Raw genomic sequence first — 24,116 nt, 5'->3', positions numbered from 1 at the left:
ATGACCCCCAGTGAAACCCGTCCCGGAGCCGCCATGTCCGCTGAGGGGCGCATCGCGATTTCGCTGATCCTCAATGGCCAGACCTGCGAGGTGAGCGTCGCGCCCAGCGCCACCCTGCTCGACGTGCTTCGCGACGACCTGCGGCTCACCGGCACAAAGAAGGGTTGTGACATGGGCGCGTGCGGCGCCTGTACCGTGCTGGCCGACGGGCGGCGCATCAAGGCTTGCCTGGCGCTGGCCGCATCCTATGCGGGCCGGGCGATCACCACCATCGAGGGGATCGGCTCGCCGGAGCAGTTGCACCCCTTGCAGGACGCCTTCATTCGCCACGACGCCCTGCAGTGCGGCTACTGCACGCCGGGCCAGATCCTCTCGGCTATCGCCCTGCTCGCCGAGGCCCCGCGCGACCTTGCGGCGATCCGCGAGGGGATGAGCGGCAATCTGTGTCGCTGCGGCGCCTATCCCAATATCGTGGCCGCCATCGCCGAGGTCGCCGGACTGTGAGCGGGCCCGGCTTCGGATACGTCCTGGCGGCCGACGTCGCCGACGCCCTGGCTCTGGGCGCTGGGCCCGGCGCGGCCTTCCTGGCCGGCGGCACGGACCTGATGCAACTCTGGAAGATCGGCGCGAAATGCCCCGCGCGGGTCATCGACATCTCCCGCCTGCCTTTGGCCGAGATCGCACTCGCCGACGGCCGGCTCGCCCTTGGCGCCACGGCACGGCTGAGCGACGTCGCCGCCCATCCCGACGTCGCGCGGGACTATCCGCTGCTGGCCGAGGCGATCCTGGCGACCGCCAGCGGCCAGGTCCGCAACATGGCCACGGTGGGCGGCGCCCTGCTGCAGCGGACCCGCTGCGCCTATTTCCGCACCGAGGGCATGGCCTGCAACAAGCGCGCGCCGGGCTCGGGCTGCGGCGCCCTGGCCGGCGAGAGCCGTCAGGCCGCCCTGTTCGGCGCCAGCGAGGCTTGCGTGGCGACCCATCCGTCGGACCTGGCCGTGGCCATGGCGGCCCTCGACGCCGAGGTCGAGATCCTGGGGCCGGCCGGATCGCGCCGCCTGGCCCTGACCGACCTCTACCGTCGGCCCGGCGAGGCGCCCGAGCACGACACGGTCCTGGCCCCCGGCGAGCTGATCGCCGGCGTAACGGTCCGCCACGTCACCCGCCTGGCGCCGCGCTCGACCTATCTGAAGGTTCGCGACCGGGCGTCCTTCGAGTTCGCGGTGGTCTCGGTGGCCGCGGCGCTGCGGCTCGAGGACGGCCGGATTGTCGAGGCGCGGCTGGCGGCGGGAGGCGTGGCGCCCCTGCCCTGGCGGCTCGGCGCCAGCGCCGCGGCGCTGGTTGGCCGCGCGCCGAACGCCGCGACCTTCGCCATCGCCGCGGACCTCGCCGTCGAGGGCGCCCGGGCCCTCGCCGAGAACGGCTTCAAGATCGAGCTGCTGCGGCGCGCCGTCCTCCGCGCCCTGGAAACCGTCGGGGGCCCGGCATGAGTGACACCCCCGCCCTGCGCTGGGACGCAGCCCTGAAGGTCACCGGACAGGCGATGTTTCCCGCCGAAGCGCCGGCCGGGGGCTTGCTGCACGCCGCGCTGGTCGAGGCTCCGATCGGCCGTGGAGAGGTGCGGTCGCTCGACGCGGTCGAGGCGCGGCTGACACCGGGCTTCGCCGACCTTGTCTCATATCCGGACGCGCAGGCGCTCGCGGCCTTCGGCCCGACTACCCTGATCCGCGAGCCATTGATCCATTTCCCGGGCCAGCCGGTCGCCCTGGTCGCCGCCGAAAGCCTGCTCGCCGCCCATGCCGCGGCCCGCGCGGTGCGCGTCGACTATGACGCCGAACCGGCGGTCGCCGCGCTCGACCAGGCCCTGGACCAGGCCTTCGCCCCGCCGATGGTCGGGCGCTACCCCGCTGAAACCACCCGCGGCGATCTCGCGGCCGGCCTCGAGGCGGCGCACCTACTGGTCCGTCAGCGCTATGCGACCGCCGTCAACAATCACCATCCGATGGAGCCGCACGCGGTGGTCTGCTGGTGGGACGGCGACCGGCCGACGGTCCACACCAGCACCCAGGCGGTGTTCGGAACCCGCGCGGCAATCGCCCACGCCTTCGGCCTGCCGCGCGAGGATGTGCATGTGGTCTGCCGGTTCCTGGGCGGAGGCTTTGGCTGCAAGGGCCAGCTCTGGTGGCCATGGATGCTGCTGGCGATGCTGGCGTCGCGGCGCACCGGCCGGCCGGTGCGGCTGGAACTGACCCGCGCCCAGCTGTTCACCCTGGCCGGCCGCCGCCAGGAGACGCGCCAGGACCTCGCCGTGGGCTTCGCCGCCGACGGCCGGCTCACCGCGATCGACCATCAGGTGCTGGCGCAGACCGCCACCCACGGCGACTATTCCGACACCACCGCCGGGGTGTCCCGCTGGCTCTACGCCTGCCCCAACGTGGCCACCGCCCATAGGCTGGTCCGCACCAACGAACCGCAGCCGATCCCGATGCGCGCGCCGGGCTCGGCGCCCGGGACCTTCGCCCTGGAGTCGGCGCTGGACGAGGCGGCATGCGCGCTCGGCATCGATCCGGTCGAGCTTCGGGTCCGCAACTTCGCCGACCACGACCAGGAGACAGCCCAGCCCTGGACCAGCAACAACCTGCTGGACTGCTACCGCATCGGCGCCGAACGGTTCGGCTGGAGCCGTCGTCCCGCGCCCGGATCGGCCCGCGACGGCCGCTGGCGGATCGGCTGGGGCATGGCCAGCACCTTCTACCCGCAGCACCGGCAGGGCGGCAACGCGCGCATCCGGCTGTCGGCGGACGGGACGCTGACGGTCCAGTGCGGCACCCAGGACATGGGATCGGGCACCTATACCGTGCTGGCCCAGATGGCCTCGCAGACGCTGGGCGTGCCGATGTCACAGGTCAGCGTGGAACTCGGCGACACCTGGCTGCCGGAAGGGCCGTTCTCGGCCGGATCGCAGGTGACCAGCAGCCTGGCGCCGGTGCTGGAGATGGCGACCTCGCGGCTGCGCGCCACCTTGGTGTCGGCGGCCGTCGGGGATGAAGCGTCGCCTTTGGCCGGCCAGTCGGTGGAGGACCTGGATTTCGCCGACGGCATGATCCGCAGCCGCGCCGGCAACGTCGCCGAGCGCCTAAGCGACCTGATCGCCCGCAACTGGCCTGAGGGTCTGGAGGCGGAGGGACAGTCTCCTGCGCCCGAGCCGCAGGCGCGAACCGCCATGGGCCACGGCGCGATCTTCGTCGAGGTCGGCGTCGATCCCGACCTGGGCGAGGTGCGCGTCCGCCGCGTCGGCGCGGCCTTCGCCGCCGGCCGCATCGTCAATCCGCTTCTGGCGCGCAGCCAGTACGTCGGTGGCCTGATCGGCGGGATCGGCATGGCCCTGCATGAGCGCACGGTGACCGACCGCGCCTCCGGACGCATCCTCGGCGACAATTTCGCCGACTACCTGATCCCGGTGCATGCCGACATGCCGGCGTTCGACATCGCCCTGGTGCAGGAGGACGACCCGCACCTGCCCGGCGGGATCAAGGGCGTCGGCATGCTGGGTACGGCCGGCGTCCAGGCCGCCATCGCCAACGCCGTGTTCCACGCCGTGGGGCGAAGAGTCCGCCACCTGCCGATCCGCATCGAGGACCTGCTCGGCGCCCCGGCGCCATGATCAGCGGCGCGCCCTGACCGCCTCGATCAGCCGCCCAGCCGCTCATCCATCCACGCGCCCGCCACCGCAATGGCCCGGCGTGCGGCGCCAAGCTGGCCGCCGAACGCGTGCCAGACGTGGATCATCTCCGGCCAGACTTCCAGGCGCACGGCGACACGGGCGTGGCCGGCGCGTTCGGCGAGCATCAGGCTGTCGCCCAGCAACGCCTCCTCCGAGCCTACCTGGATCAGCATCGGGGCCAGGTCCGCGAGATCGCCAAATACCGGCGAGGCCCGGAGATCGCGCCCGTCGAGCCCGCCGAGATAGGCCGCCGCGCTGGCGGTCAGGCCCTCCTCAGTGATCATCGGGTCGTCCCCGGCCTTGGTGCGGTAGGTCGCGTGGCTCTGGGTCAGGTCGACCCAGGGACTGATCATCAACAACCCCGCCGGTTGCGGCAGCCCCTGATCCTTCAGCGCCAGGGCCGTGGCCAGCGTCAGCCCGCCGCCGGCGGAGTCCCCGGCGATGACGATCCGCTCGGGCTCCGCCCCGCCCTCCAGCATCCAGCGATAGACCGCCGCCGCGTCCTCGATGGCCGCCGGACAGGGATGTTCCGGACCCATCCGATAGTCCGCGACGATGGCGCTCGCGCGGGCCTTGTCGGCCAGCCTGGCCACCATCGGCCGGTGGCTCCTCGGGCTCCCGGCGACGTACCCGCCGCCGTGCAGATAGAGCATCCGGCGCCCCTCGATCGCGCCGGTCGGAACTACCCGCTCACCCTTCACACCAGCGGCGGTCACCGGCTCATGCAGACACCCCGGCGGCAGCGAGCCCATCTCGCCAAAGGCGTCCATCGCCGCGCGGCGCTGCGCGATGCTCGGCGCGGGCGCGCCCGGTTCAGGCTGTCGCGACGCCAGCAGCGCCCGCACGCCGGCGATTTCCGGATCTTTCCAGCTCGACATCGCCGCTCTCCCTGTTTCTTCCCGGCCCGCCGCGATGCGACGGACCACCGTTCTTCGCTCCGGCTCACGCCGGGATGGTCGCTCGATACCCCCGATCTGCTCTCGGCGATCCAACCGCCGCGCAGGTCGCGGCGGCTGTACGAAACCAAAGCGACGGCCGGGGTTGGCGCCCCTGGCCGAGGCGCCGGCCCGAGCCAACTCGCGTCAGGATCGCCTGTCAGGTGAATTGACTTGCGCTTGGTTAATATCAGTAGCCAAGCTCTATGGTCGTGGACAGTCTCGGCCTCGGGCTTGTGGGCGCGGCGGGTAGGTTTCAACGCTTGACGAGCCCATCCGGGCTGGAGTGACGACCATGAAGAACTTAGTTTTCACTGCCTCCCTGGCGGCCCTGGCGGCCGTTGCGATGGCCCCCGTGACAGCGTCCGCCCAGGCGATCTTCAGCGAGCGGGACGTCGTCTACAACCTGGATACGACCGCGGGTCTGGCCGCCACGACGACGCAATACGACAACGTCGTCACCCTGCCGGCCGGCGGCGGCAACTCGATCGGCGGGGCGTTCACGTTCAGGACCGGCGCGACGGGCGTCTACATCACCACGACGGGCGGGGTCACCACGACCTTTCCAATCCCACCTCCTGGAACGTCGTCGGAGACGGGCAGTATCCTCAACGACGGGACCGGCGGCACGTTCAATTTCGGCTACAAAACCAGCAATGGTCCGGATTTCACCAAGAGCTGGACCCGGTCCGAGGTGCAGTCGGGCCATAATGTGCTGCACTTCAGCGGCGGCGGCACAGGCTTTGCCGACCTTGGCGCGATCTTCGTCGATAACATCTTCATCACCGGCAACTGGTCGGTGCTGGGCGCCAGCGCCGGCAATCATAACGGCCTGACCTATGACACGACGAACTACAGCCTGATCAATAATTTCGTCTACAATCCGGTCCATGACTGGACGCTGCTCACCATCTCGACCGGGAAGTTCCCGGGCGGTTCGCCTGGGATCGACTTCTACCTGGTCGGCGCTCCTGTGACCGGCGGCGTTCCGGAGCCCACCACCTGGGCCCTCATGTTGCTGGGTTTTGGCGGCGTGGGCGCGGCCCTGCGTAGCCGCCGGCGCGTGGCGGCCTCCGCAGCCTGAGCCTCCACGAACCATCGCGTGCAAACGCCGTCGGCGCCATGGGCTTCTTTGCAGTCTGTGGCGTAGAGCGTGGCGGGCCTGGACGACGGCGAGTCTGACCCACTGCACGAACGCGGCGCCCGATTCACACCGCCAGAGCGTGAACGCCGATGCTATGTGCGGTTTCGGCGGCTATGACGCTCTAAACATTTGATCTACGGCTTGTTTGTTCGCCCCGGATGATTTCATCCGATCCGAACAGGCTACAGGCCTCGAATCGCCCCACCGTTGCCGGTCATATGCCGAAATCCTCCGCCCAGCCCCAGGCTTCCCTGTTCGACGACGCGCTGAACCCTGCGCCGGTCGCGCCGCTGGCGCAGGTCCATGAACCGCGTCCGGAACCTGCGGCGACCGGCGGCTACTCGGCCAAGGACATCGAGGTGCTCGAGGGCCTGGAGCCGGTCCGCAAGCGCCCGGGCATGTATATCGGCGGCACCGACGAGCGCGCGCTGCATCATCTGTTCGCCGAGGTGCTCGACAATTCGATGGACGAGGCCGTCGCGGGCCACGCCAAATTCATTTCCGTGAAGATGGACGCCGACGGCATGCTCACCGTCACCGACGATGGCCGCGGCATCCCCGTCGATCCCCATCCCAAGCATCCGGGCAAGTCGGCGCTGGAGGTGATCATGACCGTCCTGCACTCCGGCGGAAAGTTCTCCGGCAAGGTCTACGAGACCTCCGGCGGCCTGCATGGGGTCGGCGTCAGCGTGGTCAACGCTCTGTCCGAACGGGTCGAGGTCACCGCCTGGAAGGACGGCTTCGAATGGCGCCAGGCCTTCAGCCGCGGCAAGCCGGTCGGCAACATCGAGAAGCTAGGCCCGACGCGCAAGCACGGCACGGCCATCGCCTTTGCCCCCGACCCGGTGATCTTCGGCGAAGGCGTGGCCTTCAAGCCGGCGCGGCTCTATCGCATGGCGCGCTCCAAGGCCTATCTGTTCGGCGGGGTGGAGATCCGCTGGTCCTGCGATCCGTCACGCCTTCAGGACCAGACCCCGGCGGAGGCCACCTTCCGCTTCCCCAACGGCCTGGCCGATTTCCTGGCCGAGCGGGTCAAGGAGATCGAGACCGTCACCCCGGAGCCCTTCGCCGGCCGCTGGGCCCGCCCCGGCGAGAGCGGCAAGGTCGAATGGGCCATCGCCTGGACCCCGGCCGGGTTCGGCGAGGCCGACGGCTTCATGCAGTCCTACTGCAACACCGTGCCGACCCCGGAGGGCGGCACCCACGAGGCCGGCCTGCGCGCGGCGCTCACCCGCGGCCTGAAAGCCTACGCCGAGCTGACCGGCGAGAAGCGAGGCGTGATCCTCACCGCCGACGACGTGCTGGCCCAGGCCGGCGCGCTGGTCAGCGTGTTCGTGGCCAACCCCGAGTTCCAGGGCCAGACCAAGGAACGGCTGTCCTCCGCCGACGCCCAGCGGCTGGTGGAGACCGCGCTGCGCGATCCCTTCGACCACTGGTTGACCGCCCAGCCGAAGGTGGCCTCCGCCCTGCTCGAGTTCGTCATCGAACGCGCCGAGGAACGGCTGAAACGCCGCAAGGACAAGGAGGTCGCCCGCGCCTCGGCGACCCGCAAGCTGCGCCTGCCCGGCAAGCTCGCCGACTGCTCCGGCAACGCCATCGACGGCACCGAGATCTTCCTGGTCGAGGGCGATAGCGCCGGCGGCTCGGCCAAACAGGCCCGCGACCGCAAGAGCCAGGCGATCCTTCCCTTGCGCGGCAAGATCCTCAACGTCGCCTCGGCCACCCTCGACAAGATGGGCGCCAACAAGGAACTCACCGACCTGATGCTGGCGCTGGGCGTCCAGGCGGGGTCCAAGTTCAAGGAAGAAGACCTGCGCTACGACCGCGTGGTGATCATGACCGACGCCGACGTGGACGGCGCCCACATCGCCAGCCTCCTGATCACCTTCTTCTATCGCACCATGCCGCAGATGATCCGCGCGGGCCGCCTCTACCTGGCGCTGCCGCCGCTCTACCGGCTCAGCCATGGCGGCAAGGCCGTCTACGCTCGCGACGACGCCCACCGCGACCAGCTGCTGGAGACCGAGTTCAAGGGCAAAAAGCCTGAGATCAGCCGCTTCAAGGGCCTGGGCGAAATGATGCCGGCGCAGCTGAAGGAGACCACCATGGACCCCTCCAAACGCACCCTGGCCCGCGTCACCCTGCCCCGCGCCGAGGATGCCGTCGAAAGCCTGGTCGAAGCCCTGATGGGCCGCAAACCTGAGCTGCGCTTCCAGTTCATCCAGGAAAACGCCGAGTTCGCGGTGGGGGACCTGGACGTTTGAGGCGACAACCCCCGCGCCCTTGAACCCGTCGCGTCGTCCCTGCAATCCTGGCGCAAGACCTCACCGGCAATGTGAGGAAGAGCAGAAAAGGTGGGGAATGAGCTTCAAAACGAATCTGGCCGTGGCGGCAAGCCTGGCCTGCATTCTCGGCCTTCCCGTCGCGGCGCACGCCCAGACCCCGGCCATCGGCGAAAGCGTGTTCAGCGCGCGCTGCAAGTCCTGCCATGAGCCGGCGATCGAACGGGCGCCGGACCGGGCCACGCTCGCCACCCTGCCCGCCGGCGCGATCATCGAGGCGCTGACGACCGGCGTGATGAAGTCGATGGCGGCGGGACTTTCCGAGGCTGACCGCCAAGCGGTCGCCGCCTATCTCACCGGCGCGGCTGTGTCTCCGCCCATTGCCCAGGCGGGCCGGCGCCGCCCGCAGCCCTCGCCCGTCGGCGTCGATGTGAAGTGCGAGGTCAACCCCCCGATCAAGCCCTCGGGCTCGGACTGGACCAGTGTCGGCCTGGAGACCTCTCACCGCTATCAGGCCCGGCCCGGGCTGACTGTCGCGGACGTGGCGAAACTCAAGGTCAAGTGGGCCTTCACCATGACCGGCGGTTCGATGCCGACCGTCATCGGCGACTGGCTGTTCATCACCAACCGCTCGGGCAAGTTCTATGCGCTCGACCCGGCCACCGGCTGCGTGCGCTGGGTGGTCGAAGGCGCGGTCTCGCGCACCACGCCGATGATCGTCAAGTCCAGCGTTGCGCCCAGCGGCTGGGCCACCTTCATCGGTGAGCGCAACCGCACCGTCCGCGCGCTGGACGCCCAGACCGGCCAGGACATCTGGCGCTCGGCGGTGCTGGATGCCAACGCGGTGGCCGGGATCACCGGCAGCCCGCTGGTCGCCGGCGACCGGATCTTCGTTCCGCTGACCTCCGGCGAAGAAGGCGCGGCGATCCCGCCGACCTATCCCTGCTGCAGCTTCCAGGGCGCGCTGGTGGCGCTGGACCTGGCGACCGGCAAGACCCTGTGGAAGACCGTGGTGCTGCCCGAGCCGCTGCGCCCCACCCATAGGAACGCGCTCGGGACCATGCTGCAAGGCCCGGCCGGCGGCGCCATCTGGTCGGCGCCGACCTACGACGCCAAGCGCGGCCTGGTCTATGTGGCCACCGGCGACAGCTACACCGACGTGGACACCAAGGGCGCCGACGCCATCGTCGCCGTCGAGGCCGCGACCGGCAAGATTCGCTGGTCCAACCAGGTCACCGAGCGGGACAATTTCATCGTCGGCTGCACCGATGCGGTGAAACCCGCCAACTGCCCGAGCCCGGACGGGCCGGACTATGACTTCGGCGCCTCGCCGATCCTGTTCAAGCTGGCGCCCCGGACCGGCGGAAAAGCTGGCAGGGACATCCTGCTGGCCGGCCAGAAATCCGGCGTCGCCTATGGCATGGACCCCGACACAGGCCGCACGCTGTGGAGCACCAGGGTCGGCGGCGGTTCGGCGCTGGGCGGGATCGAGTGGGGCATGGCCGCCGACGGCAAGCGGCTCTATGTCGCCAACGCCGACACCATCAACCTGATCGATGAATACCTGCGCCCGCTGGGCAAGTCGCCGATGGCTGAAAAGCAGCCGCCGGCGACGCCTGGCCTCTACGCGCTGGATCCCGCCAGCGGCAAGGTGCTGTGGCGCACGCCGTCGCCCGTCGCGCCCTGCCACTACGCCGGCGACCGCTCGCGCGACCTCAGCGGCGGCGCCTGCATTCGCGCCCAGTCGCAGGCCCCCTCGGTGATGCCTGGCGCGGTGTTCTCCGGCGCCCTCGATGGCTGGTTCCGCGCCTATGACCCGACCAGCGGCAAGGTGATCTGGGCCGACTCCACCACCTCGCGCACCTACGACACCGTCAACCGGGTCAAGGGCCAGCCGGGCGGCAGCCTCGATGGCCTGGGCGCCGCCATCGCCGGCGGCCGGGTGTTTGTGATGAGCGGCTTCAACGGCGCGGCCAACACTGGCGGCAACGGCAATAATGTGCTGCTGGCCTATTCGGTCGACGGGAAGTAGCCGCGCGGGTTTGTGCTTTCCCGGCGCCTTCTGACGACCCGCGCGTTGACTTGGGCGTCGCTCGCCGTATGGTCCGGCGCGCGCGGCGAATTTCGTCCGCGCGCCGCTGCGGCGCATACGGCGCTGGGGCAGCCATCCCGGGGCCACGACGGTCCCACCGACCGTATCGACCTCAGGCAAAATGACCGAATTCTCTGAACTGGGCCTGTCGGCCGCGACCCTTCAGGCGGTCGCCGACACCGGCTACACCACCGCCACGCCGATCCAGGCCGAGGCCATCCCGCACGCCCTGCATGGCCAGGATGTGCTGGGCATCGCCCAGACCGGCACCGGCAAGACCGCGGCCTTCACCCTGCCGATGATCGACCGCCTGGCCGCCGGCCGGGCCCGGGCGCGCATGCCCCGCGCCCTGGTCATCGAGCCCACCCGCGAACTGGCCGATCAGGTCGCCGCCTCCTTCGAGCGCTACGCCAAAGGCCAGAGGCTGTCCTGGGCGCTGCTGATCGGCGGGGTGTCGTTCAACGACCAGGAACTCAAGCTCGACCGCGGCGTCGATGTGCTGATCGCCACGCCCGGCCGCCTGCTCGACCACTTCGAACGCGGCAAGCTGTTGATGACCGGCGTGCAGATGCTGGTGGTCGATGAGGCCGACCGCATGCTCGACATGGGCTTCATCCCCGACCTGGAACGGATCTTCAAGCTGACGCCCGCGAAGAAGCAGACGCTGTTCTTCTCGGCCACCATGCCGCCGGAGATCACCCGGCTGACCAAGCAGTTCCTCAAGGACCCGGTGCGCATCGAGGCCTCGCGGCCGGCGACCACCGCCGAGACCATCACCCAGTATCTGGTGCGTATTCCCACCCAGGACCAGAAGGCCAAGCGCACGGCGCTGCGCGAGCTGATCGGCCGCGCCAACGTCAAGAACGGCATCATCTTCTGCAACCGCAAGTCCGAAGTCGACATCGTCGCCAAGTCGCTGAAGACCCACGGCCTGGACGCCGCCCCGATCCACGGCGACCTTGACCAGCAGACCCGCATGCGCACCCTGGAGAGCTTCCGCAACGGCTCGCTGAAACTGCTCTGCGCCTCCGATGTCGCCGCCCGGGGCCTGGACATCCCCGACGTCAGCCACGTGTTCAATTTCGACGTGCCGCACCACGCCGACGACTACGTCCACCGCATCGGCCGCACCGGCCGCGCGGGCCGCTCCGGCCAGACCTTTATGATCGTCACCCCGGCCGACGCCCGCAACCTCGACAAAGTGCTGAAGCTGATCGGCAAGGCGCCGGAGGAGATCGTGCTCGATCTCGACTGGGCCAATATCAAGGACGAGCCGCGCAACGCCCGAGGCGGAGAGCGCGGCGGCCGGGGCGGTTCCAGCCGTGGCGCGCCAGCCAGCCGCGACCGCGATCGCCGGCCGCGCCCCGTGCCGGTCCACGGCGAGGTCGCCGCCATGGCCCCCTTCGATCCCGCCACCGCTCCGCCGCCCGCGCCCGCGCCGGAACTCCGGGCCCAACCGGATGGTCCGGCGCGCGAGCGGTCGCGCTCCCGGGGCCGGGGCCGTGGCGGGTCCGAGGCGCGATCCCCCGCGCAACCTGAGGCGAGGCAGGACGCCGCGCCCGCCGTGGAGGCCGCGACACCGGCGCCCTCACCCCGCCCGCCCGAACGCGAGCGGCAGCCACGACCGCTGGCCGAGCCGCAGCCTTCGTCGCGCGATCGACCCGAGCGCGGTCGCCGCGAGGCGCGCCCGGATCACGGACGACAGGATCAGGGCCGGCGAGACCCCGGCCGCCAGGATCGTGTCGAGGCCGATGACGGCGTCGTCGGCTTCGGCCGCGACGTCCCGGCGTTCCTCTCCAAGCCGCCACCCGCGCGGTCTGAGGACTAGCCTGCCCCTTAACCCGACGTTCGGCCTTCCCGAGCTAGTCTTGCGCCCGCAGGCGGCCCACATCGCGGAGCCCGCCGCGGATCGGGGTAAGCGAGATGTCGGCGGAAATTCAGACCCTGCTGCGCGGCCCCAGGGCCTATGACCTCGCCCGCAAGGCGCTCGAGGTCATGGAGATCCACCATGTCTGGCCCACCGTGCGCAATTTCGAGCTTTGGGTCTGCTACGTGTCGGAATCCACCAGCCCCCTGGCGCAGGAGATCGACCGTCTGATCGCGTCCGGCGAGCCGATCACCGAGACCATGGGCGAGGCGCTGGCCGCCCAGTTCATGCCCGACGCACGGGTCAATGGCGGCATCCTGGAGGCCGGCGACGCCCTGTCCAAGGAACTGAGCACCGTCACCCGGGCCATCGAAACCGCCCAGAAATCCAGCGAGGCCTACGGCCAGGAACTGGCCACCGCCTCGGAACGGCTCTCGGGCGACGAGGCTCAGATGAAGGCCGTGGTCGAGGACCTCACCGCGGCCACGCAAAATGTGCAGGCCGACAACCGCCGGCTGGAATCCCAGCTCGCAGACACCCGCGGCGAACTCGGCCGCCTTCGCGAGAGCCTGGATCAGGTTCGCCGCGACGCCATGACCGACGGCCTCACCAACCTGACCAATCGCAAGGCCTTCGACGAAAGCCTGACGGCCATGTGCGACGAAGCCGAGGCGGCTGGCGAGACGGTCACCCTGGCGCTCCTCGACATCGATCACTTCAAGGGTTTCAACGACACCTGGGGCCACCAGATCGGCGACCAGGTGCTGCGCTATGTGGCCAGCGTCATCGGCCGGATGGGCGCCGCGCCGCGCCTGGCCGCCCGCTATGGCGGAGAGGAGTTCGCGGTCATTTTCCCGGCGGAGACCGGCCGGATCGCGCTTGGCGTCCTGGAGGAAATCCGCCTCGAGATTTCGTCACGCTCGCTCAAGCGCAGGTCGACCAACGAGGATCTGGGCGCGGTCACCGTCTCGGCGGGCTATGCGGAGCGGCTGTCCGGGGAGAGCGCCTCGAGCCTCGTGGCGCGCGCCGACGCGGCGCTCTACGCCTCCAAACACGCCGGGCGCAACTGCACGACCGCCTCCCAGCCCCTCGCCGCCGTCGCCGCCGCCTGAACGCTTTCTGCTAGCCTGCCGCTGGGTTAGGGTCGGTTAGATCGGGACGATAAAAATCCCGGCGGAGGAACACCCATGGACGGCGCCACGAGAGCGGCAAAGGTCAGGACCGAGGTCCGCGACCGTATCGGCATCATCACCCTCGACGACCCCGCCACCCTCAATGCCGCCGGCATGGACCTGATGGCCGATTTGAACGCGGCCATGGAGGGGTTCATCGGCGACGCCGCCGTGCGCGCCATCGTCATCACCGGCGAGGGTCGGGGCTTCTGCTCCGGCGCCAACCTGTCGGGCGGCGGGGGCAGCCGCGTTACCGACGCTCCGGGCGGTCCGAACCAGGCCCTGCTGAAAATCTACAACCCCTTCGTCAGCGCGGTGCGCAAGTCGCCCAAGCCGCTGGTTGCCGCGGTCAATGGCGTCGCGGCCGGCGTGGGCGCATCCCTGGCGCTGGTCTGCGACCTGATCGTCGCCGCGGAAAGCGCCTATTTCCTGCAGGCGTTCCGGCGCATCGGCCTGGTGCCGGACGGCGGGGCGACCTACCTGCTGCCGCGCCTAGTCGGCAAGGCGCGGGCCATGGAGCTCACCCTGCTGGGCGAAAAGCTTCCAGCGGCTACCGCGCTCGACTGGGGCATGATCAACCGCTGCGTCCCCGACGCCGAACTGATGCCCACGGCCCTGGCCCTGGCCAAACAGCTGGCCGACGGTCCCGCCTCGCTCGGCCTGACCCGCAACCTGATCTGGGCTTCGCTTGACTCCGCCTGGCACGACCAGGTCGAGCAGGAGGCCTACCGGCAGGGCGACGCGGGCCGCACCGAGGACGCCCGCGAGGGCATCATGGCCTTCGCCCAGAAACGCCCGGCTGAATTCAAGGGCCGCTAAGGAGCCCCCGTCGATGCGCCTCGTCCTGACCATCCTGGGCCTGCTTGCGGTGCTGTTGGGCGGGGTGTGGATCCTGCAGGGGTTCAACCTGATGCCCGGCAAGAGCTTCATGAACGGTGACCTGAAATGGTCCCTCTACGGCGCATGCATAGCCCTTGGCGGCGCTGTGCTCATGGTCTGGTCGCGCCGCCGGCGCTAGCTCTTCAGCACCAGCACCAGCGCCACGCCGGCGAAGGCCAGCAGGCACAGCGCCGTCACCACGGTCGCCGTCCATAGCGCGAGCTTGACCAGGCCGAGCTGGAGCGCCCATCGCGGCCAGGGTCCGTGGATCAGTCGGTATTCCGCGTCGATGTCGGGCGGGCGTTCGGGGTCCATGCCCGATCATGACCCCTGCGCCGGGGGAAGTCATCGCCCCACGGGCGTCACGCCGCAGCGCCGCAACGGCAACGCTGCGCCCAGAAACCGCCCCCTTCGCATCCGATCTATTGCCGCGTTGACAACGAAACGCCGGCGTCGAGACGTCGATAGGGAGGGACTTTAACATGATCCAGCGTGCGTCGAGCGTGATGGTCGCCGGGGCGATGGCCCTGGGCGTGGTGAGCCTGGGCGGATGCGCCACCAAGAAATACGTCGCCGAGGAGGTCGGGGCGCTGGCCACGCGGGTCGACGGCGTGTCGACCCACGTCACCGCCCAGGACGCCAGCCTGGTCGGTCTGGACGCCACCGCCAAGGAGGCGCTGCAGCGCGCGCAGGCCGCCGGCAAGCTCGCCGAGGGCAAGTTCGTCTATTCCATGGTGCTGAGCGACGACAGCATGAAATTCCCGGTGTCCAAGGCCTCGCTGTCGCCCGAAGCCCAGTCCCGGCTCGACGCCTTCGTCGACAAGCTGAAGGCCGACAACCGCAACGTCTATGTCGAGGTCCAGGGTCACACGGACGCCAGCGGCTCGAAGGCAGGCAACTATCGGCTGGGCGAGGAACGGGCCGAGGCCGTCCGTCGCTACCTCAATGAGCACGGCGTGGCGCTGAACCGGATCGGCACGATCTCCTATGGCGCCGACGCGCCGGCGGCGCCCAATGACAACCGCGTCGGCCGCCAGGCCAACCGGCGCGTGGTGCTGATCGTTCTTACCTAGGTGGAGCGGGCGACCCCGCCCGCTCCGGTGGCAATCGTGGCGCGGACTTCACGTCCGTGGGCGACCCAACGCCGGCTGCTGATCGCGGCCTTCAGTGTCGCCGGCCACCTGGCGGCGGTCTTCGCCCTGCTGTCGGCCCAGACCTTTCCCCCGCGTGTGATCGAGGCCGAGCCAATGGTCGTGCGGCTGGTCGATCCGCCGCGCCCGCCGATAGCCGCCGCCCCCGAAGCGCCGACGCCTGTCGAGGCCGTGGCGCCCACGCCGCCGCCGCCGCGCAACATCGTCCGGCGCACGGCCGCGCGCGCCGACCTCAGGCCCGAGCCAGCCAGCCAGCGTCCCACCACCTTCGGCGCCGCCGAGGTGAGCGACGCTGAACTCGCCCTCGCGGGGACGGCCGAGACCGGCGGCGCGGGCGGCGGCTGCAACATGGCCCGCTGGCTGCAGGCCGCCCTGCGCAAGGATCGCCGCGTCCAGGCCGCCGTCGCCGACACCGCGCAGGCCTCGGGACCCCGCAGGGCCATCCGGGTCTGGAACGGCGACTGGGTGCGCCACGCCGGCCAGGAGGGCAACGGCCTGGCCGCGGTGCGCGAGGCGATCATGTGGGAGGTGGCCTTCGCCCCCGTCGCCTGCCGCACCGAGCCGGTGCGCGGCCTCGTCCAACTGTCCCTCGCCGACGGCCCGGGCGGGTCGCGCCTCGTCGTCGGGTCAGATACCTGGCGCTGGTCGGACCTGCTGCTGCCGCACTGACGCGTCACCATAGTACGCGTCGATAGGTCGCCCCTACTCCTCCGCCAGCCCCCGCACGAAGGCCGGCAGCCACGGGTTACGGCCCGGCTTCATCCGTTCGGCGCGGTAGATGTGGCCGAGGTCGGCGTAGGCGCCGTCGAAGGTCTTGTTGACGATCAGATAGTCGTATTCGTCCCAGTGGGTGATCTCGTCCCGCCCCCGCTCGAGGCGCAGGTTGATGATCGCGTCGCTGTCCTGGGCGCGGGCGTGCAGCCGTCGCGACAGGTCCGACCACGACGGCGGCAGCACGAACACCCGGACACTGTCGTTGGGCATCTTCTCGGCGATAGACCGGGCGCCCTGCCAGTCGATGTCGAAGAGCACGTCCTTGCCGGCCGCCAGCGCTGCCTCGACCGGACCCTTGGGCGTGCCATAGCGGTGGTTGTGGACGTCGGCCCACTCAAGGAACTCGCCGTCGGCGATCATCGCGTCGAACGCCGCTCGGGTCCTGAAATAGTACTCCCGGTCGGGCTCTTCGCCCGGCCTTGGCGCCCGCGTGGTCGCCGAGATCGACAGGATGAGGTCCAGGTGGTCGGCCACCAGCCGGCGCGACAGCGAGGTCTTGCCCGCGCCCGACGGGCTCGACACCAGCAGCAATAGCCCGCGCCGCTGGGTCTCCCAGGGTTTGGCGGAATCGTCTCCGCCCGAGCCTGGCGCGACCGGTCCGCTATTCGACATTCTGCACCTGCTCGCGGAACTGCTCGATGGTGGCTTTGAGGTCCAGGCCGACCGCGGTCAAGGCGCTCGAGGCCGATTTGGAGCACAGGGTATTGGCCTCGCGCATGAATTCCTGGGTCAGGAAATCGAGCTTGCGCCCGACACCACCGCTCGTTGCGAGGAGCGAGTGGGCTGTAGCGACGTGGCCCTTCAGCCGGTCGAGCTCCTCGCGGACGTCGGCCTTGACGGCCAGTGCGGCGGCCTCCTGAACGATCCGCTCCTCGCTCGCCGCGGCGCCGGCCAGTTCGATCAGCCGGCTCTGGAACCGCGCCTTGATCGCCGCGGGCTGGCCGCCGGCCAGCGTCTCGGCGTGACCGGTCAACGCGCCGATGTGGGTGACGAACCCGTCCAGAACGCCTAGGAGCGCCGCGCCTTCTTCGCCCCGGGCCGACGCCAAGCCGTTCAGCGCGACGCCGATCGACGCCGCCATGCGGGCCTCCAGGGCGGCCAGGACTTCGGGATCCTCCACCTCGTCAGCCGCCTCGATCACGCCGCGCAGCCCAAGCAGGCCGTCGAGGCTGGGCGCCGTCGCCAGGCCCGCCGCTACATAGGGCGCGCCCGCCGCCAGATACCGCTCCAGCTGTTCGAGGTTGAGCCGCACGCTGCCCGCGCCCTCCGAGCGCTTGGCCTGCAGGCCAACGGTCAGCTGTCCGCGCTGGAACCGCGCCTGAGCCCCTTCGCGCGCCGCCCGCTCCAGGCCCTCGAACCCCGGCGGCCCGCGAAACCGAACCTCCAGGTTCCGGCCGTTCACCGAGCGCGCCTCCACCGCCCAGCTCCAGGCGTCCAGCGCCCCCTCGGCCCGCCCGAAGCCGGTCATGCCGGATATCATGATCACTTCCCCGCCTTAGCGCGCTCGATGCCGCGCCACCGGGCGACATTCGCCTGATGCTCCGCGTAGGTCGAGGCGAAGACGTGTCCGCCGGTCCCGTCGGCGACGAAGAACAGCTCGGCGCTCTTTGGCGGATTGAGCACCGCGGCCAGCGCCGCGCGGCCCGGATTGGCGATCGGCGTCGGCGGCAGGCCGATGATGCGATAGGTGTTGTAGGGCGTCGCCGTCAGCAGTTCCCGCAACGTGATGCCGCGTCCCAGCGGCCGCCCTTTCGAGACGCCGTAGATCACAGTCGGGTCGCTCTCCAGCTTCATGCCGGCGCGCAGGCGGTTTTCGAACACCGCGGCGATCCTTGGCCGCTCGGCGGGAAGTCCGGTTTCCTTCTCCACCAGAGAGGCCAGCGTCACGGCCTGTTCGGGCGTGTTCAGCGGCAGGTCGTTGGCGCGACCGGCCCACAGCTGCGCCAGCAGGGCGTCGCGCGCCGCGCGCATTCGGGCGACCACGGCGGCGCGGTCCTCGCCGGGCTCGACCTGGTAGCTGTCCGGTAGGATCGAGCCTTCCGGGGGCGTGGCGACCTGACCCGTCAGCACCGGCTGGGCGCGCACGGCCTCGACCGCCATGTCGCTCGTCCAGCCCTCGGGCACGGCCACGAACCGGCGCACGACGCGGCCGGCCTGGATGTCGGCCAGCACCCGGGCCATCGAGACGCCGCTCGGGAATTCATATTCGCCGGCCTTGAGGCTGGGATGTCCACTCACCAGGCGCGCAGCCAGCAGGAACAGGGTGCGAGAGCGGATCACGCCGGCCGCCCGCAGCGCCGTGGCGATCTGGCCGGCGCCTGACCCGCGGGTCAGGACCATATGGGTCACAGATCCCGACCTGGCCGTCGGGCCGGGGCCGCGATAGCTCCACACCGCCCAGCCTGAGACCAGCGTCATGGCCACAAAGAGCGCCACCACCCCGCCGCTCAGCGTCCGCGGCAGAGCCCGACGGCGGCGCACGGGCGGACGCCGCCGGCTCATGTGACCTTCTTGAACACCACCGAGGCGTTGGTGCCGCCGAACCCGAAAGAGTTGGAGAGCGCGATGTCGATCTTCATCGGCTTGGCCTTGTTGGGCACGAGGTCGATGGCGGTTTCGACGGACGGATTGTCGAGGTTGATGGTCGGCGGCGCGATCTGGTCGCGGATCGCCAGGCAGGTGAACGCCGCCTCGATGGCCCCGGCGGCGCCCAGAAGGTGCCCGGTGGCCGACTTTGTCGAGCTCATCGTCGCCTTCGCCGCCGCGTCCCCCAGAAGGCGGGTCACCGCGCCCAGTTCGATCTCGTCGCCAAGCGGGGTCGAGGTCCCGTGGGCGTTGATGTAGTCGATCTGGCTCATCTCCACCCCGGCGTCGCGGAGCGCCGCCTTCATCGCCCGGAACCCGCCGTCGCCGTCCTCGGCCGGCGCGGTGATGTGATAGGCGTCGCCGGCCAGGCCATAGCCGGCCACCTCGGCATAGATCTTCGCGCCCCGGGCCTTGGCGTGCTCGTACTCCTCCAGCATCAGCACGCCGGCGCCCTCGCCCATGACGAAGCCGTCGCGGTCCCTGTCATAGGGCCGGCTAGCCTTTTCCGGCGTGTCGTTGAAGCCGGTCGACATGGCCCGCGCGGAAATGAACCCCGCCATGCCCACCGGACAAATCGCGGCCTCCGCGCCCCCCGCCAGCATCAGGTCGGCGTCGCCGTATTTGATCAGCCGGGCCGCGTCGCCGATGGCGTGGGCGCCGGTGGCGCAGGCCGTCACCACCGAATGATTCGGACCCTTGAACCCATAGCGGATCGACACCTGGCCGCTGCCAAGATTGATCAGGGCGGAGGGAATGAAGAAGGGCGATACGCGGCGCGGGCCCTTTTCGTACAGCTCGATCGAGGTCCGCTCGATGGTGGCGAGCCCGCCGATCCCCGAGCCGATCATCACGCCGGTCCGCTCCCGGTCGGCGTCGGTCTGCGGCTGCCAGCCGGAATCCTTCACCGCCTCGTCGGCGGCGGCGATCGCATAGAGGATGAAATCGTCCACCCGGCGCTGATCGCGGGCGGAAAGCGTCTGGTCCGGATCGAAGGAGCCCGGGACCTCCGGGCCGCCGCCGCCCCGCCCGTCGACCCGAGGCACCTCGCCCGCCACGCGGCAGGCATAGTCCTCGGTGATCTCGAAGGTAGTGACCTTGCCGATCCCGGACCGGCCGGCCAGGATCGCCGCCCAGGTGAGTTCGGTCCCCTGGCCCAGGGGAGTGATCAGGCCGATACCGGTGACGACGACTCGACGCATGGCGGTCCTCAGCGGGCGATCCTCAAAGGAAGACCGCCGGGGCCGGGGCTCACCCCTGACCCGGCGGTCCAAAAACCTTTAACCGAATCAAATATTTAAGCGGCGCCTAGGCGTTCTGCGATGAACTTCACAGCGTCGCCCACCGTCTGGATGTGCTCGGCGGCGTCATCGGGAATCTCGATATCGAATTCTTCCTCGAAGGCCATGACCAGCTCGACATTGTCGAGGCTGTCGGCGCCCAGGTCGTCGATGAAGCTGGCCTTTTCGGTCACCTTCTCCGGATCGGCGTCCAGGTGCTCGATGACGATCTTGCGGACGCGTTCTAGGACGTCGGACATTAGGTGGTCCCTCTTGTAATTCCAGCGTTGCATCGGCGAGCCCGGTCGCGAAGTCAACCACAACAGCCCGGCTGCGCCAAAGTCGATGGCGCGTTAGCATATTCCCGCATGCGAAGGCGAGGCCCTCAGATCATCGCCATGCCGCCATTGACGTGCAGCGTATGGCCGGTGACGTAGGCGGCTTCCGCGCTGGCGAGATAGGCGCAGGCCGCCGCGACATCCGAACCCGACCCCAGCCGCCCCGTGGGGATGGTCGACAGAATCTGGGTCTTCTGGCCGTCGGTCAGGCCATCGGTCATCGGGCTGTCGATGAAGCCCGGCGCCACGCAGTTGACGGTGATCCCTCGCGTGGCCACCTCCTGTGCAAGGGCCTTCGAAAAGCCGATCATCCCGGCCTTTGAGGCGGCGTAGTTGGCCTGGCCCGCGTTGCCCATGACCCCGACCACCGAGGTGATGCCGATGATCCGACCGGAGCGGCGGCGCATCATGCCCTTGGTGGCGGCGCGGCAGAGCCGGAAGTAGCTCTCCAGATTGACCTTCAACACCTGCGACCAGTCCTCGTCCTTCATCCGCACCAGCAGTCCGTCACGGGTGATGCCGGCGTTGGCGACCAGGATATCGATCGGCGCCCCGGCGGCGGCCTCAGCCGCTTCGATCAATCCGTCCACTGCCGCCGTCTGGGAGATGTCGGCCACCACCGCGGCGCTGCGCGCGCCCAGCTCCGCCGTGCGTGCCTGCAACACCGCCTCGCGGGTGCCGGACAGCACGACAAAGGCGCCCTGCGCGTGCAGCACTCGGGCGATCTCGGCGCCGATGCCGCCCGTGGCCCCGGTGACGAGGGCGGTCTTGCCGGTCAGATCAAACATGGGGACACCCTAATCCTGAGCCGGCCCTAGAGCGAGCCGGCGAACGCTTCGAGGTCGGCGGGACTGTTGAGCGGCGTCGCCTCGGCGTCCGGCGCGATCCGCTTGACCATGCCCGACAGCACCTTGCCGGCGCCGGCCTCGGCGAACCGGGTCACCCCGCCCGCGCCGGCCAGCCAGAGCATGCTTTCGCGCCAGCGCACGCGTCCGGTCACCTGCTCGACCAGCATCCGGCGGATCGCTTCCGGATCCAGCGTCGGCTGCGCCGTGACGTTGGCCACCAGCGGCGCACGCGGCGCCAGGATCGTGGCGACGGCGAGGGCGGCCGCCATCTCGTCGGCGGCCGGCTGCATCAGCGGGCAGTGAAACGGCGCCGAGACGTTCAGCAGGATCGCGCGCGCACCTAGCTCCTTGGCCTTCTCGATGGCCAGGTCCACAGCCGCCTTGGCCCCCGAAATCACCACATTGCCTGCGTTGTTGTCGTTTGCGACAACACAGACGCCCGCAGCCGAACCGGCCTTCGCGGCCTCCTCCGCCAGCGCAACGTCGCTCTTCGGTCCGATCAGTGAGGCCATGGCCCCCTCGCCCACCGGGACGGCGCGCTGCATGGCTTGGCCGCGCAGTTTCAGCAGTCGGGCCGTATCGGCCAGGCTGATCGCGCCTGACGCCGCCAGGGCGGAGTATTCCCCCAGACTGTGACCCGCCACGAAGGCCGCCCGGTCGATGGCGACGCCAAAGTCGCGCTCGAGGGTCCGCATCACCGCAAGGCTGACGGCCATCAGCGCCGGCTGGGCGTTCTCGGTCAGGGTCAGTTGCTCCTCGGGACCATCACGCATCAGTTTCGCCAGCTTCTGGCCAAGCGCGTCGTCCACCTCCTGGAACACCTCGCGCGCCGAGCCGAACGCGTCAGCGAGGTCGCAACCCATGCCCACGGCCTGGCTGCCCTGTCCGGGGAAGAGAAAGGCGAGGCTCATCGGGCGCGCTCCGGGTCTATCGATTCCGAGCCGCGAGGGTTACGGAATATGGCTAGCCCCGGCAAGGCGGCGGTTTTGGCCACGGAGACAACCATGCGGGCGGTGGTTCGGCGCGACAGACAGCTCATCTGCGAGGAAATCGGCGAACTGGAACCGGCGGAGGGACAGGTCCTGGTCAGGACGCTGGCCTGCGGCATTTGCGGCTCCGACCTGCATGCCTTGCACCACATGGAGCGATTGGTGGATCTCGGCCGCCGAGGCGGCAGCCCCGACAATGGCTTCGATCCCGCGGCCGACACCGTCTTCGGCCACGAGTTCTGCGCTGAAATCCTTGACCATGGACCCAGATCCGCCAAGGCCATGAAAGCCGGGACGCGGGTGGTCAGCGTGCCCATCACCCTGACCACCGGCGGGATGGAAGCGCTGGGCTTCTCCAACCGCCTGCCCGGTGGCTTTGCCGAGCGCATGCTGCTGAGCGAGGCCCTGATCCTTGAGGTTCCCAATGGCCTGCCCACGGAAATGGCCGCCCTGACAGAACCCTTTGCCGTGGGCCTGCATGCCGTGGCCAAGGCTCGAATGGACGCCAGTTCGGTGGCCCTGGTGGTGGGCTGCGGACCTGTGGGGCTTGCCGTCATCGCCGCACTAAAGGTGGCGGGACACGGCCCGGTGATTGCCTGCGACTACTCACCGCGCCGCCGAGCCGCGGCCGAGCGTCTGGGCGCCGACGTGGTGATCGACCCCGCCAATGAGTCGCCGCACGACCGCTGGGAAGGTTTCGGCGTGCCCAAGTCCCGCGCCGCTCAACAGATGACGCGGATGATGGGCGCAACCTTCGGTCGCCCCGTCGTCTTCGAATGCGTCGGCGCGCCTGGCGTTCTCCAGGAGCTTATCGAGGCGGCGCCGGCAGGGTCACAGATCATTGTCGCGGGCGTCTGCATGGAGGCCGATCGCATCGAGCCGTCGATCGCCGTCACCAAGGAGATCGAACTGACGTTCGTGTTCGGTTACACACCCGAGGAGTTCGCCGCGACCCTGCACAACGTCGCCGAGGGACGGATCGATGTATCCGGCCTGGTGACCGGACGCGTGGGACTGGAGGGCGTGGCCGCGGCTTTCACGGCGCTCAGCGACCCGGAAGCCCATGTGAAAATTCTCGTCGCGCCCGAACTCTAGGCGGAATTTCTTCTCAGGGAATTGCCACTGTCGACCTGGATCGGGATGAGATTCCACCTCGGCCGGCGGGACGCGTCGTGAAGCTTGGGGTCCGCGCGCCGGCACGACAGGGGGCGTCCCGATCCCGATTCAGAATTCGCCACGTTCTGACTCGTCATGCAAACACTGGAATATTCGCGTGCGACGCGAATTCGGAGAGGCTTAGGTTGTGTGGCTTCGCTTAACTTGGTTAACGGCCATAGCTGGCGCCCGAAGTTGATTGAGCCAATAGGTTAACGCCGATTCGCAGCGGCCGATGCTTTACCTTGACAGTTTGTAAACGGCGATTTAATGAACTTTCCTAACAAGTAGTTAAGGCGGGGCGCAACGGTCCGGGTTTGCTGGAACGATGTGAGGCAAGTTCGTCCACCCGCTTCATTCGAACGGCATCGGGGAACCCAATGAAACTGCGCAATATTCTGATGGTGACCGGCGCGTTGACCGCGGCAGCCGGCGGTGCGATGGCGGCCGGATCGGTCTCGACGTCGGCGAACGCCACGGCGACCATCATCTCGCCGGTGACTCTCACCAAGACCCAGGACATGGTGTTCGGCTCCATTGTCCGCCCGGTGACCGGCACCAACACCATCATCCTGAACACCACCGACGTGGTCTCGAAGACCGGCGCGGGCGACGCTTCGCTCATCGCGGGGACGACGACTTCGGCGAAGTTCAACATCACGGTGACCGGCGCGACGACCTACACGACGACGCAGACCCTGACCTTCACGACTCCTGGCCTGACAGGCATTGCGCCGAGCCTGCCGGTGGCCACCACCGGCACCCTGGGCACCATTCCAGCCGCGGGCACGCAGGAAATCCGCTACGGTGGTCAATTCGACATCAATCCGGCGACTCCGCCCACGACCTACACCGGGGCGCTGAACGTCACCATCAACTACCCCTGATTGACGTCGACGGGCG

At 69.4% G+C, this 24,116-nt stretch carries 23 protein-coding genes; 14 read left to right on the top strand and 9 right to left on the bottom strand.

Going from position 1 to position 24,116, the window contains the following annotated elements; translation table 11 throughout:
- The 3 genes from RMN86_RS11875 to RMN86_RS11865 are packed head-to-tail and all read left to right on the top strand — an operon-like array spanning window position 1 to window position 3,664.
- On the top strand, window positions 1–504 hold the full coding sequence (locus RMN86_RS11875; RefSeq protein ID WP_309606050.1) for a 2Fe-2S iron-sulfur cluster-binding protein: 504 nt from the start codon (window positions 1–3) through the stop codon (window positions 502–504).
- On the top strand, window positions 501–1,490 hold the full coding sequence (locus RMN86_RS11870; protein ID WP_309606049.1) for an FAD binding domain-containing protein: 990 nt from the start codon (window positions 501–503) through the stop codon (window positions 1,488–1,490). Before RMN86_RS11875 ends, RMN86_RS11870 begins: the two co-directional genes overlap by 4 nt.
- Window positions 1,487–3,664 carry a xanthine dehydrogenase family protein molybdopterin-binding subunit gene (locus RMN86_RS11865; RefSeq protein WP_309606048.1) on the top strand — a complete coding sequence of 726 codons (2,178 nt, stop codon included), beginning with the start codon at window positions 1,487–1,489 and terminating at the stop codon, window positions 3,662–3,664. Before RMN86_RS11870 ends, RMN86_RS11865 begins: the two co-directional genes overlap by 4 nt.
- Before the next feature lie 26 nt (window positions 3,665–3,690).
- On the opposite strand, the gene RMN86_RS11860 is transcribed toward RMN86_RS11865, so the two are convergent.
- Window positions 3,691–4,602, bottom strand: a complete 912-nt coding sequence (locus RMN86_RS11860) for an alpha/beta hydrolase (RefSeq protein ID WP_309606047.1) — start codon at window positions 4,600–4,602, stop codon at window positions 3,691–3,693.
- Between the two features lie 352 nt (window positions 4,603–4,954).
- On the opposite strand from RMN86_RS11860, the gene RMN86_RS11855 reads away from it, so the two are divergent.
- The 7 genes from RMN86_RS11855 to RMN86_RS11825 all read left to right on the top strand — a co-directional run bounded on the left by RMN86_RS11855 (window position 4,955) and on the right by RMN86_RS11825 (window position 14,234).
- Window positions 4,955–5,743: a PEPxxWA-CTERM sorting domain-containing protein gene (locus tag RMN86_RS11855; RefSeq protein ID WP_309606046.1), complete on the top strand. Its 789-nt coding sequence runs from the start codon at window positions 4,955–4,957 to the stop codon at window positions 5,741–5,743.
- Window positions 5,744–6,021: 278 nt separating this feature from the next.
- Window positions 6,022–8,067 (top strand): DNA topoisomerase IV subunit B, encoded by a 2,046-nt coding sequence (gene parE, locus RMN86_RS11850; protein WP_309606045.1) that lies wholly within the window; start codon window positions 6,022–6,024, stop codon window positions 8,065–8,067.
- A gap of 97 nt (window positions 8,068–8,164) precedes the next feature.
- Window positions 8,165–10,117, top strand: a complete 1,953-nt coding sequence (locus RMN86_RS11845) for a PQQ-binding-like beta-propeller repeat protein (RefSeq protein WP_309606044.1) — start codon at window positions 8,165–8,167, stop codon at window positions 10,115–10,117.
- Window positions 10,118–10,298: 181 nt separating this feature from the next.
- Entirely contained in the window at window positions 10,299–12,005 is a 1,707-nt protein-coding gene (locus RMN86_RS11840) for a DEAD/DEAH box helicase (protein WP_309606043.1), read from the top strand.
- A gap of 95 nt (window positions 12,006–12,100) precedes the next feature.
- Window positions 12,101–13,156 (top strand): diguanylate cyclase, encoded by a 1,056-nt coding sequence (locus tag RMN86_RS11835; protein ID WP_309606042.1) that lies wholly within the window; start codon window positions 12,101–12,103, stop codon window positions 13,154–13,156.
- A 75-nt stretch (window positions 13,157–13,231) separates the two neighbouring features.
- Window positions 13,232–14,035 carry an enoyl-CoA hydratase/isomerase gene (locus tag RMN86_RS11830; protein ID WP_309606041.1) on the top strand — a complete coding sequence of 268 codons (804 nt, stop codon included), beginning with the start codon at window positions 13,232–13,234 and terminating at the stop codon, window positions 14,033–14,035.
- A gap of 13 nt (window positions 14,036–14,048) precedes the next feature.
- Entirely contained in the window at window positions 14,049–14,234 is a 186-nt protein-coding gene (locus RMN86_RS11825) for a hypothetical protein (RefSeq protein ID WP_309606040.1), read from the top strand.
- Here the strand turns inward: RMN86_RS11825 and RMN86_RS11820 are convergent.
- On the bottom strand, window positions 14,231–14,410 hold the full coding sequence (locus tag RMN86_RS11820; RefSeq protein WP_309606039.1) for a hypothetical protein: 180 nt from the start codon (window positions 14,408–14,410) through the stop codon (window positions 14,231–14,233). The genes RMN86_RS11825 and RMN86_RS11820 overlap by 4 nt on opposite strands.
- Window positions 14,411–14,577: 167 nt before the next feature.
- Here RMN86_RS11820 and RMN86_RS11815 point away from each other — a divergent pair, with 167 nt between their 5' ends.
- A complete protein-coding gene (locus tag RMN86_RS11815; protein WP_309606038.1) occupies window positions 14,578–15,168 on the top strand; it encodes an OmpA family protein in 591 nt (196 codons plus the stop codon).
- Window positions 15,169–15,204: 36 nt separating this feature from the next.
- Entirely contained in the window at window positions 15,205–15,915 is a 711-nt protein-coding gene (locus RMN86_RS11810; protein ID WP_309606037.1) for a hypothetical protein, read from the top strand.
- 33 nt (window positions 15,916–15,948) lie between these two features.
- On the opposite strand, the gene gmk is transcribed toward RMN86_RS11810, so the two are convergent.
- The 7 genes from gmk to fabD all read right to left on the bottom strand — a co-directional run bounded on the left by gmk (window position 15,949) and on the right by fabD (window position 21,980).
- Window positions 15,949–16,632 (bottom strand): guanylate kinase, encoded by a 684-nt coding sequence (gene gmk, locus RMN86_RS11805; protein ID WP_309606036.1) that lies wholly within the window; start codon window positions 16,630–16,632, stop codon window positions 15,949–15,951.
- Window positions 16,622–17,503, bottom strand: a complete 882-nt coding sequence (locus RMN86_RS11800; RefSeq protein ID WP_309606078.1) for a YicC/YloC family endoribonuclease — start codon at window positions 17,501–17,503, stop codon at window positions 16,622–16,624. Before RMN86_RS11800 ends, gmk begins: the two co-directional genes overlap by 11 nt.
- Window positions 17,503–18,522: an endolytic transglycosylase MltG gene (gene mltG, locus RMN86_RS11795; protein ID WP_309606035.1), complete on the bottom strand. Its 1,020-nt coding sequence runs from the start codon at window positions 18,520–18,522 to the stop codon at window positions 17,503–17,505. The genes RMN86_RS11800 and mltG overlap by 1 nt, the downstream gene beginning before the upstream one ends.
- Window positions 18,519–19,805, bottom strand: a complete 1,287-nt coding sequence (fabF, locus tag RMN86_RS11790; protein WP_309606034.1) for a beta-ketoacyl-ACP synthase II — start codon at window positions 19,803–19,805, stop codon at window positions 18,519–18,521. Before fabF ends, mltG begins: the two co-directional genes overlap by 4 nt.
- Window positions 19,806–19,900: 95 nt before the next feature.
- The gene (locus RMN86_RS11785; RefSeq protein ID WP_309606033.1) at window positions 19,901–20,143 is read right to left on the bottom strand and encodes an acyl carrier protein; all 243 of its coding nucleotides are present in this window, start codon (window positions 20,141–20,143) and stop codon (window positions 19,901–19,903) included.
- 125 nt (window positions 20,144–20,268) lie between these two features.
- Window positions 20,269–21,009 carry a 3-oxoacyl-[acyl-carrier-protein] reductase gene (gene fabG / locus RMN86_RS11780; RefSeq protein WP_309606032.1) on the bottom strand — a complete coding sequence of 247 codons (741 nt, stop codon included), beginning with the start codon at window positions 21,007–21,009 and terminating at the stop codon, window positions 20,269–20,271.
- Between the two features lie 26 nt (window positions 21,010–21,035).
- Complete coding sequence (fabD, locus tag RMN86_RS11775) at window positions 21,036–21,980, bottom strand: ACP S-malonyltransferase (protein ID WP_309606031.1); 945 nt, start codon at window positions 21,978–21,980, stop codon at window positions 21,036–21,038.
- A 93-nt stretch (window positions 21,981–22,073) separates the two neighbouring features.
- On the opposite strand from fabD, the gene RMN86_RS11770 reads away from it, so the two are divergent.
- Window positions 22,074–23,153: a zinc-binding dehydrogenase gene (locus RMN86_RS11770; RefSeq protein WP_309606030.1), complete on the top strand. Its 1,080-nt coding sequence runs from the start codon at window positions 22,074–22,076 to the stop codon at window positions 23,151–23,153.
- A 440-nt stretch (window positions 23,154–23,593) separates the two neighbouring features.
- Complete coding sequence (locus RMN86_RS11765) at window positions 23,594–24,100, top strand: DUF4402 domain-containing protein (protein ID WP_309606029.1); 507 nt, start codon at window positions 23,594–23,596, stop codon at window positions 24,098–24,100.
- Window positions 24,101–24,116 lie beyond the last annotated feature (16 nt).

This window comes from Phenylobacterium sp. (assembly GCF_031360265.1).
Classification (GTDB): domain Bacteria; phylum Pseudomonadota; class Alphaproteobacteria; order Caulobacterales; family Caulobacteraceae; genus Phenylobacterium.
This window is presented reverse-complemented; position numbering and strand designations above follow the sequence as displayed.